The sequence below is a fragment of the Flavobacterium amnicola genome (assembly GCF_004122165.1).
GTDB lineage: Bacteria > Bacteroidota > Bacteroidia > Flavobacteriales > Flavobacteriaceae > Flavobacterium > Flavobacterium amnicola.
Map to the genome: position 1 here is coordinate 709505 of NZ_SBKO01000001.1, position 14660 is coordinate 724164.

The following is a 14660-nucleotide window of genomic DNA, read 5'->3' on the forward strand; positions in this document are numbered from 1 at the left end:
GTAAAATTTTAGTAAAATGTTATCTTTTCTTAAAAAGATAAGTTTTAACTTGCCCTTTCTAAACAAAACCTATGATACAATACATTTTAAGCAACGGAATCCCTTTAGGCTTTTTTTTAAGTTTTATGATTGGTCCCGTGTTTTTTGTATTACTTGAAACCAGTATCACTAAAGGTTTTCGCGCTGCTTTGTTCTTCGATTTTGGAGTAGTTTTAGGAGATATTGTTTTTATCGGAATTGCGTACTTAGGTAGTTATCGATTGATTCAAAGTTTAAAGGACGATCCAGCCCTTTTTATTTTTGGAGGGATAGTAATGCTCTCTTATGGGCTTATTTCGTTTTTTAAGCTTCATAAAGCCAGTAAAAACATCGAAGAAGACGAAGAGGTAGTAGAGCTGATTAAAAACAATTATTTCAGTTTGTTGATTAAAGGGTTTTTATTGAACTTTATCAACATTGGAGTTTTAGGATTTTGGTTGTTAATCATCATTACTTTCGGACCACGATTACAAATGGAAACTGCTAATATCGTTTGGTTTTTTACCACAGTAATTCTTTCTTATTTGGCTACCGATGTTGGAAAAATATTGTTAGCCAAGCAATTACGTTCGAAATTAACACCTGCTAATATTATCAAAATCAAAAAAGTAAGTAGTATTTTATTAATTGTATTTGGCACTATTTTGTTATCACAAGGTTGGTTTCCGTCCGACAAACAATTTGTAAAAGACACGATTGAAAAGATTGAGAATAAGTAAATTTTGTTATCTTGTCATGCAATTGTCACACTGATAGTTCAGCATCCAAATACAAGTTTTTATTTACTCAAACTATGAAAATACGATTACTTCTCCTGTTATTTCCATTATTTATTCAGGCACAAAACGATTCAATTAAAATAGAAAAACCCAATCTTTCTTTAATTGGGTTGAATAAATTGAATATTGTGTACAAAGGAATTCCGAATCCGTTTTCGGTTAATGTAAAGGAAACAAAACCTTTTAAAATTAAAGGAGAAGGCGTCATTCAGAATACCGATGGAAGCTATGCGATTCAACCAAAATTTGGAAAAGAAGCGAAAGTATGGGTAGAAATTCAAACGTCCGATTCCACCAAAGTAATCGAAGAACATCTATTTAGAGTCAAAGAATTGCCGTATGCTGCTTTATTGGTCAATCAAAAAGGTTGTATTAATGGCGATTGTATCATTGAAATGCCAAGCAAAGAGCTTGCAAAAGCAGAAATAACGGTAAAACTAATCGATTTTCTGTTGGATTATAAAATTACTGTCACCGGATTTCGACTGCATTTATCGAACGCCAACGGTGATTTTTTAGACAGTTTTGAAGTCAAAGGAAACAAAATCCCCGAAGACATTTATCAAGCCATCATTGCCAATGATAACGCGACTTTTATTGTGATCCATAAGTTTACTTTTGCCTCCGATTTGAGTTTATCCATCGTAAAAACCCCAATGGTTAAGATCAAGCGAATATTGGAAAAGAAATAATTAAAAAAACCTCTCATTTCGAGAGGTTTTTTTATTCAGCATTCCAGAAGCATTACCAAGAAAGGTTTACCCAGTTGTTATTAAATTAATAGATTAATGATATTTATTTAAGGTGATAAGACTTCCTCCGCCAGTTCGCTTTCTCTTTAAGTGACAAATGAACACTCCATTTATTGGAAACTTCTAAAGGCATCGCCCGAACTCTTTACTTAATTTTTCTTAAAAATTAACCATAAAAAAACCCTCAAGTTTCCTTGAAGGTTTCAGAGGCATCGCCCGGATTCGAACCGGGGTAGACGGTTTTGCAGACCGGTGCCTAGCCGCTCGGCCACGACGCCCTAGTGGACTGCAAATATAATAAAAAGTTTAAAGTTAAAAAGTCAAAAGCAAAAAGTTTCGCTAATTTATACCGTCTTTTATCTTTTTTTCGACATTAAGATGGTAACTTCTTGAACATCACCACCAATTGGAGGATTTATTTTAGCCACTTCTACCCTACATTGACTCACTTTATTCAATTCTTTGAAGATTCGATCCAAAATTCGTTGTGCTACATGTTCTAGTAATTCCGAGCGAATAGCCATTTCTTCCACCACGATTTTATTTAAATGCACATAATCTACGGTATCGGCAAGTTTATCAGTACTGGCAGAGGTGGTTAAATCGGTTTTAATTTTTAAATCAACGCGATAATCACTACCTATTTTACTCTCTTCAACCAAACATCCATGATAGGAAAAAGTTCGGATATTTTTCAGTTTTATAATTCCCATTTGTATGTGGATTCCATTAAAATTTAATCCGATAAAAGTACAATTTTTAAGAATAACCAAATGAAGACATGGTTAAATAACCAACAAATTTGATAACTTTGCTTTCTCAATTACAAAAGAATGTCTACAAAAGAAAAATCATTGAATTTTATAGAGCAAATCATAGAAGAAGATTTAAAAAATGGTTTGTCTCCCGATAAATTACGTTTCCGTTTTCCACCTGAACCTAATGGCTATTTACATGTGGGTCATGCCAGTGCAATTTGCTTGAATTTCGGATTAGGAATCGATTATAAATCCCCTGTAAACCTTCGTTTTGACGATACCAATCCTTCTAAAGAAGAACAAGAATATGTCGATGCGATTAAACGCGATGTAGAATGGTTGGGATTTTCTTGGGATAAAGAATGTTATGCTTCCGATTATTTTCAACAATTATACGATTGGGCAGTGGAATTAATCAAAAAAGACAAAGCGTATGTTGACAGTCAGTCGTCAGAAGATATGGCCATTCAAAAAGGAACCCCTACTACTCCTGGTACCGATTCTCCTTTTAGAAACCGTTCTATTGAAGAAAATTTAGATTTATTTACCCGCATGAAAAACGGGGAGTTCGAAAAAGGAACTCATGTTTTACGTGCTAAGATAAGTATGGGTGCCAACAATATGCTAATGCGTGATCCTATTATTTACCGTATTATGCATGCGCACCACCACCGAACTGGTAACGATTGGTGTATTTATCCTATGTACGACTGGGCTCATGGAGAAAGTGATTATTTAGAGCAAATTTCACACTCGTTTTGTACTCTAGAATTCTTGCCTCATAGAGAATTATACGATTGGTTTTTGAATCAGATTTACGATGAAAGTAAAGTACGTCCGAAGCAACGTGAATTCGCCCGTCGTAACTTATCCCATACTGTGGTTTCCAAACGCAAACTGTTGCAATTGGTGGAAGAAAAGCATGTAACCGCTTGGGATGATCCTCGTATGAGTACCATTTCAGGGATGCGTCGTCGTGGGTATACGCCAATGGCCATTCGTAATTTTGCCGATACTATCGGAATTGCAAAACGTGAAAATTTAATTGATGTTTCGCTGTTAGAATTCTGTGTTCGTGAAGATTTGAATAAAACTGCCCCACGTGTGATGGCGGTTTTAGATCCTATAAAACTAGTAATCACCAACTATCCGGAAGGACAAGAAGAATGGTTAGATGCTGAAAACAATCCAGAAGAAGAAGTATTAACCTTCAGAAAAGTCCCTTTTTCAAAAGAAATTTACATTGAAAGAGACGATTTTAAAGAAGAAGCCGATAAGAAATTTTTCCGTTTGACACTTGGATCTGAAGTCCGTTTGAAAAATGCTTACATCATTAAAGGAGAAAGTGTGGTTAAAGATGCGAATGGAAATATCACCGAAATTCATGCGACGTATGATGCCGATACCCGTTCTGGAAGCGGTTCGGAAGCCAGTAAACGCAAGGTTAAAGGAACGATTCATTGGGTGTCTGTACCACATGCTGTTGCCGCCGAAGTTCGTATTTATGACCGATTGTTTACGCATGAAAACCCAGATGGAAACAAAGAGGTCGACTTTAAAGAATACATTAATCCAGAGTCTTTAAAAGTAATTACTGGGTATGTGGAACCAAGTTTACTAACCACCAAAGAATTGGATCATTTTCAATTTCAACGTTTGGGTTATTTTTGTACCGACAGAGATTCGTCTGCTGAAAAATTAGTTTTTAACAAAACGGTAGGTTTGAGAGATACTTGGGCAAAAGTCGAGAGTAAAGAATAACATCATAGATTTTACAAATCAAAAATCCGCTAATTAGCGGATTTTTTTATTATTTAAAAAATCTATCATATAAATAAAAACAATAGATTTTATTAAAAATTTTAACCTTCATAAATTAATTGTATTCCAATTTAAAAATTGCCCAATGTGATTTTGTTTTGCATATGATGAAAATGGCTTAAATCGCTTTATTTTAATTTTTGCTTCGTTTTTGGTGTTTTGGTATAAAAAAACCACCAATTATACATTGATGGTTTTCAAATAGAGAAAAATTTAATTTTTATGGTTTTACTTCGTCTTCTGGATTGGAAGTATCCGATGGATTATAATCGATCGCATTGTGATTTTTCGATTTTACTCTTTTCGGTTGATTTTTCATCTGCTCTCCAATAATGTTTGAAGCGGTAAAACTGGTCACCATACTATTTAACATATCGCTAGCAGCTTGTGGTGAATTCGGTAATAAAATCAAATTCGAATTGGTATCGGCACCAATCGCTTGCAACGTATCGTAATGTTGTGTAATTACAATTAATGCCGAAGCTTCTTGTGAATTGATTCCCACATTGTTCAATACTTCTACACTTTCTACCAATCCACGAGCAATTTCACGTCGTTGATCGGCAATACCTTGCCCTTGTAATTTTTTACTTTCTGCTTCTGCTTTCGCTTTGGCAACAATTCTAATACGTTGTGCTTCCGATTCGAACATGGCAGCCGTTTTTTCTCTTTCGGCAGCATTAATACGGTTCATGGCATTTTTTACCTGTATATCCGGATCAATATCGGTCACCAATGTGTTGATAATATCATAACCATACGCCATCATCGCTTCGTTCAATTCGCGTTTTACCGCAATTGCGATATCGTCTTTACGAACAAAAACATCATCCAAAATTAACTTCGGCACTTCGGCACGAACCACGTCAAAAACGTAAGCAGTAATCTGATCGTGTGGATATTCTAATTTGTAAAATGCTTCATAGACATGCTCTTGAATCACTTTGAATTGTACCGAAACTTTCATTTTGATGAACACATTGTCTTTGGTTTGTGTTTCGATCATGACATCCAATTGCTGAATTTTTAAGTTAACACGACCCGCAATTCTGTCAATAATTGGAATTTTAAGCTGTAAACCTGAGTTTCGAATGCTTAAGAATCTTCCGAATCGTTCTACTACCACAGCCGTTTGTTGTTTAACAGTAAAAAAAGAAGAAAGTAAAAGAATAAAGCCAAAAAATAAAATGGCCATAAAAAAAGGTCCCATAGTGTTTAGAGATTTGTTTGTTATGATAATTATACGTGAATTACTATTAAAAGTTACAAATTGAAATATTATAATTACTTTCGCTTCAAATTTATTGAAAATGAAAAAATTACATTTAATTGTTTTGTTGTTGACGGTAACATTTGCGTTTGCACAACACGGGAGACGTGATGGAAATAGAATAGGAATTTCAGGAGGTATATCCAATCTGTCTATGTTTACCTCTAATTTTAATACTTCTCCGGAATCAGGTTGGATTGGTGGTTTTGCCGTTAGAGGAAATTATTATAACGACTGGAGTGCGGTTTTTGGCATGCAGTTTACCGAGAGTAACTTTTCGGTACCGACAACTAATTTTGTAGCCCAACAACAACAAGTAAAATACACCTTATCAGGTGTTCAAGTTCGATTTTTGTTTAGTTATAATATAGTAAAAGACCATGTATCTATTGATTTTGGTCCTGTTTTACAAGTCAATGGCGCATTAAAAACACAAGACAAATACAAAACGAATATCATAAACGGTACTGCTTTAACTGTAGAGGATATTAAAGACATTACTAAAATTAACGGAAATTTATATCTTGGAACTTCAGCGGGTGGAAAACGAGTGCGTGCGGTTATTTTTTACCAATATGGTTTGAACAACATTATGAATAACTTGAATAAAAAGGCCGATTTAATTGTTAAAAATAATGGTCGTGATTTTAAAGGACATGTCGGCATTATTAGTGGACAGTTACTTTTCAATTTATAATAAATAACCCCAGCATTTGCTGGGGTTTCTTTTTATATGGTGTTTATTGCTTTTTGAATACGTTGGATGGTTTCTTGTTTTCCTATAATCTCAACAATATCAAACAAATGAGGCCCCATCATCTTTCCTACCAAACTCAAACGGAACGGTTGCATTACTTTTCCCATTCCTATTTCATTAACAGTTAACCATTCTTTGACCACAGTTTCGATGTTGGAGCTGGTAAAGTCTGAAATTCCTTCCAAAACTGCAATTAATTGTTGCATTAATCCTGAAGTGTCTTCCTTCCAATTTTTAAGTGCTTTTTCGTCATAATTGGTTGGCGCTACAAAGAAATAATCAGTCAAATCCCATAAATCGTTCACGAAATTTGCTCTTTCTTTGTTTAAAGAAACGATTCTTGTCACATCGAGCGTAGTTGAGATGCCTTTATCCGCTAACACTTTTTCAAAGGCTGTAGCTAAACTTGTATCCGATTGCTTTTGTAAATACTGATGATTAAACCATTTGTTTTTCTCTGGATCAAACTTCGCACCCGATTTGTTTACACGTGCTAAATCGAATTTTTGTACCAATTCCTCTAAAGAAAAGATTTCTTGTTCCGTACCATCATTCCAACCCAATAAGGCTAAGAAATTGACAACTGCTTCCGGAAAGAAACCATTTTCACGATAGCCCATAGAAGTACTTTCTTCTGTCTTCCATTCTAACGGGAATACAGGGAATCCCATTTTATCGCCATCACGTTTGGATAATTTTCCATTTCCGATAGGTTTTAAAATTAAGGGTAAATGCGCAAATTCTGGCGCTTCCCAACCAAAGGCTTTGTATAACAACACGTGCAATGGCATAGAAGGCAACCATTCTTCCCCACGAATCACGTGTGAAGTTTTCATTAAATGATCATCAACAATGTTCGCCAAATGATATGTTGGCATTCCATCACCTTTAAACAATACTTTATCGTCTAATAAATTAGTCTCAAATTTTATATCACCACGAATGATGTCGTGCAAGTACAAGGTTTCATTTACGGGAGTTTTAAAACGTACCACATACGCTTCACCATTAGCAATTCGTTGTGCTGCTTCTTCACGTGAAACAGTCAAGGAGTTATCTAAAGTATCTCGAACCGAATGGTTGTAAATAAAGGTTTGTCCTTTTGCTTCGGCGGTTTTACGCAATTCGTCTAACTTTTCGGCTGAGTCAAAAGCATAGTACGCCCAACCCGATGCAATCAATTCATCTGCATATTGTTTGTAGATTTCTTTACGATCACTTTGACGGTACGGTCCAAATTTCTCATTCTTCCCTACCGTTTCATCAGGAGCAATTCCCAACCAATCTAAAGCTTCCATAATATACGCTTCCGCTCCAGGAACGAAACGCGTTTGATCGGTATCTTCTACACGTAAATAGAAAACGCCATTGTGCTTTTTCGCAAACAAATAGTTGAACAAAGCGGTACGAACACCACCTATATGTAACGGTCCTGTTGGACTAGGTGCAAAACGCACTCTAACTGGCTTAGACATAATTTCAAAATTTATGCAAAGATATAAGGAAGTTAGAAGTTTTTACTCTTTTGGGATTCTTTTATTCATTACATGAAACCATATAGGAGGAATAAATGACATTACCATACTTGTTGGATATCCATATGGCATTTGTGGAGAAACATCATGATATTCTAATATTTGATATTTTTTTTGAGCTTTGTAATGATGATCTGAATGTCTTGTTAATTCATATAAAATAATTCTCCCCAATACATGATTAGAATTCCAGGAATGTTTTTCTGTAACTCTTTCGTATCTTCCTGAAGCAGTTTGTTTACGCATTAAACCATAATGTTCTATATAGTTAATTGTTTCTAATAATAAAAAACCAACAATTCCAGCAAATAGGGCTATCCAAAAACTAAGGGTACCAAATAGTAAATAGATGCTTAACAAATAGGTTAGTTGGATAATTGTAAACCAAAACATATCATTCTTTACACTAAATAAAGATGACTGATTAACTTCATTCAATTTTTTTTGAATTTTCCAAGCTTTTGAATACGTTCCTATTACTGTTTGAATCCAAAAAGCATATAGATTTTGATTATATTTTGCGGTTGAAGGATCTTCTGGTGTTGAAACATGTAAATGATGTCCATGATTGTGCTCTATAAAAAAATGGGTATAATGTGAAGGAATTAATAAAAGTTTTCCTAAAATTCGTTCATATAATTTTTCACGATGTCCTAATTCATGAGCAACATTAATTCCATTTGAACCTAAAACGATTCCTAAACTCAATATAATTCCTATTATTTCAAATTTACTTATGGGAGTGGTTGTTATTTTTTCAAAGACATACCAAATAACACCATACACTATGGGTACATTTAAGTATAATAAAATATCAAAAAACCTATTTTTTAATCGTGTATCAATTTCTTCATTCGAGTAATTTTCTTCATTAGTTGGAAGTAGTAATTCTAAAATAGGTATTAATACAAATGCAAAAAAAACTACTGAATAACTCCAAATTCCTTGAAAATATATGCCAAGGAACCCTACCATTGGAATTGAATATGCCCATAAATATTTCATAATGATGATTGATTTTTATTTAAAATTACAATTTTTTTTAATGTTTTCATATTCACCAAAAATTGTAACTTTATAGGTTATTAACAATTGAAGATAATTTTGAAAGCAAAAGAAATCATATTTAACAAATTAGAAGACTTTATCAAGAAGTTCTACACCAACGAGCTCCTACGTGGAACATTGTTTTTCGTAGGATTGGGATTGTTGTATTTTCTTCTGACAAGTTTCATTGAATATTTTCTTTGGTTACAACCTACTGGTAGAACCATTTTGTTTTGGTTGTTTGTTTCAGTTGAACTTTTTTTATTAGGTCGTTTTATTCTTTTTCCACTTTTTAAATTGTTCAAATTGCAAAAAGGAATTGATTATAATGATGCTTCTAAAATTATTGGAAACCACTTTTCAACGGTGAACGACAAATTGGTGAATTTTCTTCAATTGGTGAATGATAAAAATCAATCCGAATTATTACTAGCTTCCATTGACCAAAAGGCCAACAGTCTACAACCCATTCCATTTGCGAATGCTATCGATTTCAATCAGAATAAGAAATACATTCCAATAGCCATCCTTCCGATTCTGATCGTACTTTTCTTTATGCTTTCGGGTCAGGAAAAATATATCACCGAAAGTATGCATCGTGTGGTGAATTATAAAGAGCAATTCTTACCGCCTGCTCCATTTTCTTTTATATTGACCAATACTTTACAAACGGAACAGAACAAGGATTTTACTTTACACGTCAAATCCGTTGGAAATGTTGTCCCTGAAAAAGCTATGGTTGTCATCAACGACGAAAGTTATTTTATGGAAAACGTTGGCTCTGGTGAATTCAAATATGTTTTTGAAAAACCAGTTAGAGATATTGATTTTCACATTGAAGCGAATGAAGTTTCTTCAGAAGATTTTATTTTAAAAGTGACAACTGTTCCAGCCATCGAGAATTTTGAAATGCTTTTGAATTTTCCTAAGTATTTAGGCAAGAAATCGGAAATTATTAAAGGAACCGGAAATGCTATCGTGCCGGAAGGCACACAAATCACTTGGAAGATTAATGCAATTGCGACCAATTTAATTCAATGGCAACAAGATAAAACGGTTTCGAGCTTTCAAAACCTAGGCAATCAGTTTAAATTATCCAAATCGTTATTTCAAAACACAGAATATCAAATACTTACCTCCAATAAATCAGTTAAAAACTATGAAAAGCTGACGTATTCGATCAATATTGTCAAAGATCAAGAGCCTAGCATCAAAGTGGAAGAAGCGCCGGATAGTTTAAAAACGGAAACGCCTTTCCTTTTAGGTCAAATTTCCGATGATTATGGTTTTAGTAAGCTGAGTATTGTGTATTTCCCTAAAGACAATCCGAAGCAAGTCAAACGTGGAACCATTGCTTTTAAGCAAGGGGTTTATGATAAGTTTGTCTTCGCTTTTCCAAGTAATCTTTCAATTACGCCAGGTGTAGCGTATGAGTATTATTTTGAAGTATTTGATAACGATGCATTGCACGGATTCAAGTCGGCTAAATCATCCGTTTTTTCTCACAGAGAATCTACCGATGCGGAAAAGCAAGAGGAATTTTTACAACAACAAAACAACAACATCAATAGTCTTTCGAAATCTTTAAAAGCACAAGAGAAGCAACAATCGGAGCTAGAAAAATTACAAAATACCAATAAAGAGAAAAAGGATTTGGATTATAAGGAACAGCAAAAAATGAATGACTTCATCAAACGTCAAAAACAGCAAGAAGAACTGATGAAGAATTTCACTGAAAAAATTAAGGAGAATTTGGATAAATTCAATCCCCAAGAAAACGATTCTAAGAAAGAAGAATTGGAAAAACGTTTAGAAAATGTCGATAAAGATTTAGAGAAAAACAAAAAGCTTTTGGATGAATTAAAAGAGCTTAATGAGAAATTAGAGCAAGAAGAGTTGTTTGAAAAAATTGAAAAGTTCCAGCAAAAATCTAAAAATCAAACTAAGAGTTTAGAACAATTAGTAGAATTAACTAAGCGTTATTATGTTGAAAAAAAGGCTGAACAAATTGCCAATAAATTAGAAAAATTAGCCGAAAAGCAAGAAGGGCTTTCCGACAGTAAGAATAATGATGAACAGAAACAAAACGAAATCAATAAAGAGTTTGACAAACTTCAAAAGGAGTTAGAAGAATTACAAAAGGAAAATAAAGAATTAAAATCTCCTTTGGATATTCCGAATGATAAAGAAAAAGAAAAAAGTATTGAAAAAGATTTGGAAAATGCTTCCCAGGAATTAAAAAATAGCAATCAGCAAAAAGCAGCTCCAAAGCAAAAAAGCGCTGCAAAAAAAATGCAACAAATGGCGCAATCTATGGAAATGGAAATGCAAGGTGGAGAAAAGGAACAAATGGATGAGGATATTAAAATGCTTCGCCAAATTGTAGACAACTTGTTGGAGTTTTCTTTTTCACAAGAAAAATTGATGGGAAATTTTAAAGCAATTAAAGGAGTTTCTTCTTCTTTTCCAAAGTATATTAAAACGCAACAGGATTTGAAATACCAGTTCAAACATGTAGATGATAGTTTGTTTGCGATGTCATTACGTAACCCTAAAATTGGTGAAAAAGTGACGCAAGAAATCGGAAATGTTTATTATCAAATTGACAAAGGAATCGATTATTTTACCCAAAATCAAGTGAGTCGAGGCACCGCAAGTCAGCAGTATGTTTTTACAAGTGCTAACAACTTAGCTAATATGTTGTCTGACATTTTAAACGGAATGCAAATGGCTATGTCTGGAATGGGTAAAGGTACACCCAAGCCTGGTAAAGGACAAGGGGGTGGTATGCAACTTCCCGACATCATCAAAAAGCAAGAAGAATTGGGCAAGAAAATGGGGCAAGGGAAATCGGGTAAAGAAGGTGATAAGCCTCAAAACGGTGAATCGGGTTCTAAGTCTGGGGATAAACCTGGAGACAAACCTGGATCAAAATCCGGACAAGGTCAGGGTCAAGGTTCGAATGGTCAAAACGGTAAAGAGGGTATTGATGGTGAAGGTGATGCTCAAAACGTATTGGATATCTTAAAGCAACAACAACAACTTCGTGATGCTTTAGAAAAGGAATTAGAACGCAACGGATTGGGTGGTCAAGGGAAGAATGTTTTGGATCAAATGAAACAAATTGAAAAGCAGTTAATCAACAAAGGTTTTTCGCAACAGTTGGTTCAAAAGACACTGAACTTGAAATATGAATTGTTAAAACTTGAAAAAGCGGCTCAAGAACAAAATCAAGACAGCAAGCGTCAATCGAACACGAATACAAAAGAGTTTAATAACACTGCTCCTGCCCTTCCGCAAAAGCTACAAGAATATTTAAATAGTATTGAAATTTTAAACAGACAAACACTACCTTTGCGCTCGCAATTTAATAAACGAGTACAAGAGTATTTTAAAGAGAATGATAAATTATAATTACGAATCAGAATTCACGTTATTTAATGAAGATGTTTATTCTGATTGGATTGAAAAGGTGATCGTTTCCGAAGGAAAATCATTAGGAGAGTTGTCTTATATTTTTTGTGATGATAACTATCTTTTGGAAATCAATCAGCAGTATTTAGACCACGATACGCTAACCGATATTATCAGTTTTGATTATACCGAAGGAGATGTCATCTCTGGGGATGTTTTTATTTCGGTGGAACGTGTTCAGGATAATGCCAATGATTTAAACATTCCTTTTGAAGAAGAATTAAAACGTGTTCTTATTCACGGAGTACTCCACTACTGTGGTTATAAAGACAAATCGGAATCCGATGAAGTTTTGATGCGCTCTAAAGAAGATGAAAAAATCAAAATGTTTCACGTGAAACACTAATACACTATTTTCTTTCCATATGTTTCACGTGAAACATATGGTTGTTGGTTTTCTAAAATTTGTTTCACGTGAAACAATTGAATTGAAGAATTTAATTCAATTGTTCGACACAGCTCAAGAATTTTTTTGCTGTGTAAACAAATTTTAGTTTTTAAATTTATATTAAATCATATTGTTTCACGTGAAACAATAAATAAAGAATAAAATGTTTTTAGATAAATACGATGTCATTGTGGTGGGTGCAGGTCATGCTGGTTGTGAGGCTGCTGCTGCTGCTGCCAATTTAGGAAGTAAAACTTTGTTGGTAACGATGAGTTTGCAAAACATCGCACAGATGTCTTGTAATCCTGCCATGGGAGGAATTGCAAAAGGGCAAATAGTGCGTGAAATTGATGCGCTGGGTGGTTACTCTGGAATTGTTTCCGATAAAACGGCGATTCAGTTTAAGATGTTGAATAAATCGAAAGGGCCTGCCATGTGGTCACCACGTGTGCAATCCGATCGTATGCGTTTTTCTGAAGAATGGCGCTTGATGTTGGAGCAAACGCCAAATCTTGATTTTTATCAAGAAATGGCAGCGGGTATTATTGCAGAAGACGGAAAAGTGGTCGGAATTAAAACGGCACTCGGATTGTCGATTTATGCGAAAACGATTGTATTGACCAACGGTACTTTCTTAAATGGACTGATTCATATTGGAGACAAACAATTTGGGGGTGGTCGTGCAGGTGAAAGTGCTTCGTATGGAATTACCGAAGATTTGGTGCAATTAGGATTTCAATCCGGCAGAATGAAAACGGGTACTCCTCCTCGTGTGGATGGACGCTCCTTAGATTATTCTAAAATGCGCGTGGAACCTGGCGATGAAAATCCTTCCAAATTTTCGTATTCTAATATTACAAAACCCTTGGCGGTGCAAAGAGATTGTCATATGACCTATACTTCTCCTTTGGTGCATGATTTACTGCGTGAAGGTTTTGAGCGTTCTCCTATGTTTAATGGAAGAATCAAATCACTCGGACCAAGATATTGTCCATCAATTGAAGATAAAATTAATCGATTTGCCGATAAAGACCGTCATCAGCTTTTTGTTGAGCCTGAAGGTTGGAATACTTGTGAAGTGTATGTGAATGGATTTTCGACCTCACTTCCAGAAGATGTTCAGTTCAAAGCGCTGCGTTCGGTGGAAGGATTTGAAAACGTAAAATTTTTTAGAGCAGGTTATGCCATTGAATACGATTACTTCCCTCCTACGCAATTAAAACACACTTTGGAAACCAAGTTGATTTCAGGTTTGTATTTTGCTGGACAAATTAATGGAACTACCGGATACGAAGAAGCCGCCTCTCAAGGATTAATGGCAGGAATTAATGCCGCCTTAAAAGCACAAGAGCGTGATGAATTTACATTAAAACGTGATGAAGCCTATATTGGCGTGTTAATTGATGACTTAATTACCAAAGGAACTGAAGAGCCGTATCGTATGTTTACCTCTCGTGCCGAATATAGAACCTTGTTGCGTCAGGACAATGCCGATTACCGTTTAACGCCCATGTCCCATAAAATTGGTTTAGCTTCCGATGATCGTTTACGCCGTATGGAGGAAAAATTTGATAAAGCTGATAAAATGGTGACGTTCTTTAAAGAAACGTCGGTTTCCATTGCCGAGGCCAATCCAATTTTAGAAGCCAAAGAAAGTTCTACGATTACGCAAGGCGATAAAATGTTTAAAATATTTTCACGTCCGCAGATTGAAATGGAAGATATGATGCGATTTGAAAAAGTGGTCGAGTATACCCAAGAAAATAATTTGGATACCGAAATGTTAGAACAAGCCGAAATTCAAGTCAAATATTCAGGCTATATTGAAAAGGAACGTACTAATGCCGAAAAATTGCACAGACTCGAAAACATCAAAATTCCGGACAATTTCAATTATGATGCTTTAAAGTCGTTGTCTTATGAAGCCCGTGAAAAACTGAAAAAGATTCGTCCGGTGACGATTTCACAAGCCTCTCGTATCAGTGGTGTTTCTCCAAGTGATATTTCAGTGCTATTGGTTTTTATGGGAAGATAAATTTG

At 34.8% G+C, this 14660-nt stretch carries 11 protein-coding genes and 1 tRNA gene; 7 read left to right on the top strand and 5 right to left on the bottom strand.

Annotation, left to right across the window (positions count from 1 at the left end; translation table 11 throughout):
• Nucleotides 1-71 precede the first annotated feature (71 nt).
• Both EQG63_RS03225 and EQG63_RS03230 read left to right on the top strand, forming a co-directional pair.
• Nucleotides 72-758 carry a LysE family translocator gene (locus tag EQG63_RS03225; RefSeq protein ID WP_129434345.1) on the top strand — a complete coding sequence of 229 codons (687 nt, stop codon included), beginning with the start codon at nucleotides 72-74 and terminating at the stop codon, nucleotides 756-758.
• Nucleotides 759-832: 74 nt separating this feature from the next.
• Nucleotides 833-1510 (top strand): GldM family protein, encoded by a 678-nt coding sequence (locus EQG63_RS03230; RefSeq protein WP_129434347.1) that lies wholly within the window; start codon nucleotides 833-835, stop codon nucleotides 1508-1510.
• 267 nt (nucleotides 1511-1777) lie between these two features.
• Here EQG63_RS03230 and EQG63_RS03235 read toward each other — a convergent pair.
• Nucleotides 1778-1848: transfer RNA gene (locus tag EQG63_RS03235), tRNA-Cys, on the bottom strand.
• Between the two features lie 78 nt (nucleotides 1849-1926).
• The gene (folB, locus tag EQG63_RS03240) at nucleotides 1927-2283 is read right to left on the bottom strand and encodes a dihydroneopterin aldolase (RefSeq protein WP_129434349.1); all 357 of its coding nucleotides are present in this window, start codon (nucleotides 2281-2283) and stop codon (nucleotides 1927-1929) included.
• A 120-nt stretch (nucleotides 2284-2403) separates the two neighbouring features.
• On the opposite strand from folB, the gene EQG63_RS03245 reads away from it, so the two are divergent.
• Complete coding sequence (locus EQG63_RS03245; RefSeq protein ID WP_129434353.1) at nucleotides 2404-4089, top strand: glutamine--tRNA ligase/YqeY domain fusion protein; 1686 nt, start codon at nucleotides 2404-2406, stop codon at nucleotides 4087-4089.
• A gap of 280 nt (nucleotides 4090-4369) precedes the next feature.
• Here the strand turns inward: EQG63_RS03245 and EQG63_RS03250 are convergent, their stop codons facing one another.
• On the bottom strand, nucleotides 4370-5359 hold the full coding sequence (locus tag EQG63_RS03250; RefSeq protein WP_129434355.1) for an SPFH domain-containing protein: 990 nt from the start codon (nucleotides 5357-5359) through the stop codon (nucleotides 4370-4372).
• A gap of 100 nt (nucleotides 5360-5459) precedes the next feature.
• Between EQG63_RS03250 and EQG63_RS03255 the strand changes: the two genes are divergently transcribed.
• Nucleotides 5460-6116, top strand: coding sequence for a PorT family protein (locus EQG63_RS03255; RefSeq protein ID WP_129434357.1), 657 nt, complete (start codon nucleotides 5460-5462; stop codon nucleotides 6114-6116).
• A 32-nt stretch (nucleotides 6117-6148) separates the two neighbouring features.
• Here the strand turns inward: EQG63_RS03255 and gltX are convergent, their stop codons facing one another.
• Entirely contained in the window at nucleotides 6149-7651 is a 1503-nt protein-coding gene (gene gltX, locus EQG63_RS03260) for a glutamate--tRNA ligase (RefSeq protein ID WP_129434359.1), read from the bottom strand.
• Nucleotides 7652-7693: 42 nt separating this feature from the next.
• Complete coding sequence (locus tag EQG63_RS03265; protein ID WP_317125539.1) at nucleotides 7694-8716, bottom strand: alkane 1-monooxygenase; 1023 nt, start codon at nucleotides 8714-8716, stop codon at nucleotides 7694-7696.
• Between the two features lie 99 nt (nucleotides 8717-8815).
• On the opposite strand from EQG63_RS03265, the gene EQG63_RS03270 reads away from it, so the two are divergent.
• The 3 genes from EQG63_RS03270 to mnmG all read left to right on the top strand — a co-directional run bounded on the left by EQG63_RS03270 (nucleotide 8816) and on the right by mnmG (nucleotide 14655).
• Nucleotides 8816-12172, top strand: coding sequence for a DUF4175 family protein (locus tag EQG63_RS03270; RefSeq protein ID WP_129434363.1), 3357 nt, complete (start codon nucleotides 8816-8818; stop codon nucleotides 12170-12172).
• Nucleotides 12159-12578: an rRNA maturation RNase YbeY gene (gene ybeY, locus EQG63_RS03275; protein ID WP_129434365.1), complete on the top strand. Its 420-nt coding sequence runs from the start codon at nucleotides 12159-12161 to the stop codon at nucleotides 12576-12578. The genes EQG63_RS03270 and ybeY overlap by 14 nt, the downstream gene beginning before the upstream one ends.
• 205 nt (nucleotides 12579-12783) lie before the next feature.
• Nucleotides 12784-14655, top strand: coding sequence for a tRNA uridine-5-carboxymethylaminomethyl(34) synthesis enzyme MnmG (gene mnmG, locus EQG63_RS03280; RefSeq protein ID WP_129434367.1), 1872 nt, complete (start codon nucleotides 12784-12786; stop codon nucleotides 14653-14655).
• The last annotated feature ends 5 nt before the right edge of the window (nucleotides 14656-14660 follow it).

Excerpts from the sequence above, each read along its gene's own strand:
- EQG63_RS03225 (WP_129434345.1), top strand. The coding sequence starts at position 72 with ATGATACAATACATTTTAAGCAACGGAATCCCTTTAGGCTTTTTTTTA.
- EQG63_RS03230 (WP_129434347.1), top strand. The coding sequence starts at position 833 with ATGAAAATACGATTACTTCTCCTGTTATTTCCATTATTTATTCAGGCA.
- folB (WP_129434349.1), bottom strand. The coding sequence starts at position 2,283 with ATGGGAATTATAAAACTGAAAAATATCCGAACTTTTTCCTATCATGGA.
- EQG63_RS03245 (WP_129434353.1), top strand. The coding sequence starts at position 2,404 with ATGTCTACAAAAGAAAAATCATTGAATTTTATAGAGCAAATCATAGAA.
- EQG63_RS03250 (WP_129434355.1), bottom strand. The coding sequence starts at position 5,359 with ATGGGACCTTTTTTTATGGCCATTTTATTTTTTGGCTTTATTCTTTTA.
- EQG63_RS03255 (WP_129434357.1), top strand. The coding sequence starts at position 5,460 with ATGAAAAAATTACATTTAATTGTTTTGTTGTTGACGGTAACATTTGCG.
- gltX (WP_129434359.1), bottom strand. The coding sequence starts at position 7,651 with ATGTCTAAGCCAGTTAGAGTGCGTTTTGCACCTAGTCCAACAGGACCG.
- EQG63_RS03265 (WP_317125539.1), bottom strand. The coding sequence starts at position 8,716 with ATGAAATATTTATGGGCATATTCAATTCCAATGGTAGGGTTCCTTGGC.
- ybeY (WP_129434365.1), top strand. The coding sequence starts at position 12,159 with ATGATAAATTATAATTACGAATCAGAATTCACGTTATTTAATGAAGAT.
- mnmG (WP_129434367.1), top strand. The coding sequence starts at position 12,784 with ATGTTTTTAGATAAATACGATGTCATTGTGGTGGGTGCAGGTCATGCT.